Genomic DNA, 1,872 nt, shown 5'->3' with positions numbered 1-1,872 from the left:
GAGGAGTCGGCGAGCGTGGTGACGTCGCCGACTTCGCGGTTCTCGGCGACGTCGCGGAGCAGGCGGCGCATGATCTTGCCGGAGCGGGTCTTGGGCAGCTCGGGGACGACCATGATCTGGCGCGGCTTGGCGATCGGGCCGATCTCCTTGGACACGTGGTCGCGGAGCTCGGCCAGCGCGGCCTCACCGCTGGCGCCGTCGGCGGCCCCGCCGCGCAGGATCACGAACGCCACGATGCCCTGACCGGTGGTCGGGTCGCTGGCGCCGACCACCGCGGCCTCGGCCACGTTGGGGTGCGAGACCAGGGCGGACTCGACCTCGGTGGTGGAGATGCGGTGTCCGGAGACGTTCATGACGTCGTCGACGCGGCCCAGCAGCCAGAGGTCGCCGTCCTCGTCGTACTTGGCGCCGTCACCGGCGAAGTAGAAGCCGAGGTCGGCGAACTTCGACCAGTAGGTGTCCTTGTAGCGCTCGTCGTCGCCCCAGATGCCGCGCAGCATCGACGGCCAGGGCTTGTCCAGCACGAGCAGGCCGCCGCCACCGGGGCCGACGTCGGTGCCGGACTCGTCGACGACCTTGGCGGAGATGCCGGGCAGCGGGGTCTGCGCCGAGCCGGGTTTGGTGGCGGTGACGCCGGGCAGGGGGGAGATCATGATCGCGCCGGTTTCGGTCTGCCACCAGGTGTCGACGATGGGGGTGCGGTCGGAGCCGATGTGCTTGCGGTACCAGATCCAGGCTTCGGGGTTGATCGGCTCACCCACCGAACCCAGAACGCGCAGCGACGAGAGGTCGTACTTCGCGGGGATTTCCGCGCCCCACTTCATGAAGGTGCGGATCGTGGTGGGGGCGGTGTAGTAGATCGTGACGCCGTACTTCTGCACGATCTCCCAGTGCCGACCCTCGTGCGGGGCGTTGGGGGTGCCCTCGTAGATGACCTGGGTGGCGCCGTTGGCCAGGGGGCCGTAGACGATGTAGGTGTGGCCGGTGACCCAGCCGATGTCGGCGGTGCACCAGTAGACGTCTGACTCGGGCTTGAGGTCGAAGACGTGGTGGTGGGTGTAGGCCGCCTGGGTCAGGTAGCCGCCGGAGGTGTGCAGGATGCCCTTGGGCTTTCCGGTGGTGCCGGAGGTGTAGAGGATGAACAGCGGGTGTTCGCTGTCGAAGGCCTCCGGGGTGTGGGTCTCCGGCTGCTTGTCGACGACGTCGTGCCACCACTTGTCGTGGCCCTCGTTCCAGGCCACGTCGGTGCTGGTGCGTTGGACGACCAGGACGTGTTCGATGCTGGGCGCGTCGGCGACGGCCTCGTCGACGTTGGCCTTGAGCGGCATGGCCTTGCCGCGGCGGTATTGGCCGTCGGCGGTGATGACGACCTTGGCTTGGGCGTCGTTGATGCGGGAGCGCAGGGCTTCGGCGGAGAAGCCGCCGAAGACCACCGAGTGCAGGGCGCCGAGGCGGGCGCAGGCCAGCATGGAGAACACGGCCTCGGGCAGCATCGGCAGGTAGATCGCGACCCGGTCGCCCTTGCCGACACCCAACTCGGCCAGGGCGTTGGCGGTGCGGGAGACCTCGCGTTGGAGCTCGGCGTAGGTGATGGTGCGGGAGTCGCCGGGTTCGCCTTCCCAGTGGATCGCGACCCGGTCGCCGTGGCCTGCTTCGACGTGGCGGTCGGCGCAGTTGTAGGCGACGTTGAGGGTGCCGTCGACGAACCACTTGGCGAAGGGCGCGTCGGACCAGTCCAGGACCTGGTTCCAGCGGGTGTCCCAGGCCAGGCGGTCGGCTTGGTCGGCCCAGAACGCCTCGCGGTCGGCATCAGCGGCCTGGTACAGCGCCGACGTGGCGTTGGCCTGCGCCGCGAACTCCTCAGACGGCGGG

Annotated in this window: 1 protein-coding gene; it reads right to left on the bottom strand. The window is 69.3% G+C overall.

Going from position 1 to position 1,872, the window contains the following annotated elements:
- Positions 1 to 1,872 (bottom strand): acetate--CoA ligase (gene acs / locus QFW96_RS30150; RefSeq protein ID WP_281459152.1); only part of this gene is annotated, 1,872 nt, incomplete at both ends.

It is taken from the genome of Saccharopolyspora ipomoeae (genome assembly GCF_029952525.1).
Lineage (GTDB): Bacteria > Actinomycetota > Actinomycetes > Mycobacteriales > Pseudonocardiaceae > Saccharopolyspora > Saccharopolyspora ipomoeae.
The sequence above is the reverse complement of the archived record's forward strand: the minus strand, read 5'-3'. Positions and strand labels throughout refer to the sequence as shown.